Annotated in this window: 1 protein-coding gene; it reads right to left on the reverse strand. The window is 64.2% G+C overall.

Going from position 1 to position 2,241, the window contains the following annotated elements; translation table 11 throughout:
* Positions 1–119: 119 nt before the first annotated feature.
* Positions 120–1,514 (reverse strand): group II intron reverse transcriptase/maturase, encoded by a 1,395-nt coding sequence (ltrA, locus tag AB0395_RS48115; protein WP_366295065.1) that lies wholly within the window; start codon positions 1,512–1,514, stop codon positions 120–122.
* Between the last annotated feature and the right edge of the window lie 727 nt (positions 1,515–2,241).

Consider the following 2,241-nt stretch of genomic DNA (forward strand, 5'->3'; position numbering starts at 1 on the left):
ACAGCGGTTGAGTCGGCCTGGGGCGCGGTGTCGGGATTGCTCTCGATCCGTTTCCCCAGGCCGCTCGCCGAACCCGCCGTGCGCCTCTCAACGCAACGGGCTCTCCACGGCATCTGCCGTCAGGCGTGTTCGAGAAACAAGAAGGGAGTGGGGATCTTCGCTCCGCGATAGCGGTACCGAGTAACCGGCACCGCGGCGATCGGGCGGCGCTCGATCCTGCCCGCAGTGATCGGCAGCCAGTGCCCTTCCGGGGTGACATACCGGTGGCGGACATCTCGCCACTTCCAGCGGAACCGATGCATCATCATGCGCATCAGCCGGTGCCAGGTGAAGTTGTCCAGCATGCTGAACACATTCTTCGCGATGGCGTGCCGGAAGTAGTTGGCCCAGCCGTGCATGATCGAGTTGAGTCGGTCAAGCACGCCCTCCAGATTTGCCTGTGACAACCTGTGGGTCAGTGGACGGATCTTCGCCTTGACCGACTTGATCGGCCGTTCTGCGATGAAGGTGTACACGTGCCACTTATTCGTGCCTTGCTTGCGGCGCCACTGGATGCGGAACCCCAAGAAGTCGAACCCCTCGCTCATGTGCACGATCCGGGTTTTGGCTGGTGACAGCCGCAGCCCCATGGGTGCCAGCACTCGCGCGACCTCATCGCTGAGCATCTCAACATCCGCTTGCGTGCCGTTCACCAAGACGACGAAATCGTCGGCGTAGCGAACGATCCGCCAGTTTGGTAATTGCTGCGCCCGGCGCTTCTCACGTCGCTTGTTGGACGACATCGCCCCCTCCGGCCTCCACGGCCGGTGCAGATGCTCATCGAGCACCGACAGGGCCACGTTCGCCAGCAGCGGGGACAAGATGCCGCCCTGCGGCGTGCCGGTGTGCGTATCCCGCTGTTCGCCGAGCTCCGTCAAGATTCCGGCCTTCAGGAACGCTTTCACCAGCGACAGGACGCGCTTGTCCTTGATTCGTGCCCGGACCCGATCCATCAAGGCGGTGTGGTCGATCTCGTCGAAACACGCCTGGATGTCCGCGTCCAGCACCCACCTGTAGCTCTTCGTGCCGAACAGGTGGATCTCGGCTATCGCGTCGTGCGCCCGCCGCTTGGGCCGGAACCCGTAGGAGACCGGCTCGAAGTCGGCCTCGAAGATCGGTTCCAGGACCAGTTTGAGTGCCGCCTGGACGACACGGTCGGCGATCACGGGAATCCCTAAACGCCGAACCTTGCCCGACCCGCCCGGTTTCGGGATCACGCGCTCCCGCACCGGTAAAGGACGAAACGAGCCGTCCTTCACGGCGGCCCGAAGGTCATCCAGGAACACGGGTAAGCCGATGCCTTCCTCCACCTCGCGGACTGTCATGCCGTCCACGCCTGCGGTATTGGCACCCTTGTTACCCGCGACCCGGTCGAACGCCACCCTGAGCGTCGCCGGGTCATGAACGAGGTTGAACAGGTCGTCGAACCTGCGGCCGGGATCGGCCGCCGCCCAACGGTGAAGCTTGGCCTGCATCCACGCTACCTTCGACCACGACCCTTGCCGAGCCTGGTCAAGAGCGACGCCATTCGGCGACGCGTCTTGCGTCATTGCAACCTCCAGTCCTCCTCGATACCGCTGCCGCCCTTCCCCACGTGACCGGCTTTCCCGGCCTCCAAGTACTACGGCGGCTCCGCCCCATCCGGGCCTTTCGACGGTCGATGCGCCTATCCAGGTCGGCGAGCTGGCGGCCCACCGCCCAGGAGTCGCCCCCGGATGGTTCCCACGTTCACTGCAATCCGTTCGGCGAAGGAGGAGTCCGACTCTGTCCCAGCAGCATCGCCACGAGTACGCCGCAGACCTTCTTCGTGGCCTCCCCGTGTGGATGTTGAATGCCCCGCGGAGAGTTCTCAGCGCTCGCATTCACGAGCGTCGAGACGCGCTGCGCCCGGCCCAGATCCACCAGGTTTCGAGCCGGTGTCACAGTTAAAGGACGTAACGACGCCGGTTCCTCGCGTACTCCTCTTCGTCATCGCTCCCCGGACCTACGCCATCTGGCAGTGCTGGCGCACCCCGGGTTTGTCAGAGCTGCTCCCGCCCTCCTCGGCATCACCCGGATCAGGCTGCTCTCAGCTTCGCTATCCTGCTGCGACAGGACAACGGTGCAGGTATTCCACCTCCACACGGACCACAGCGCCTCGTGGCGCACTCAACAAATGTGACAGCAACCCCGGTTCACCGGACGATTCCTACTCGGGGGCCA

It is taken from the genome of Streptosporangium sp. NPDC051023 (assembly GCF_040689595.1).
In the GTDB taxonomy this organism is placed as follows: domain Bacteria; phylum Actinomycetota; class Actinomycetes; order Streptosporangiales; family Streptosporangiaceae; genus Streptosporangium.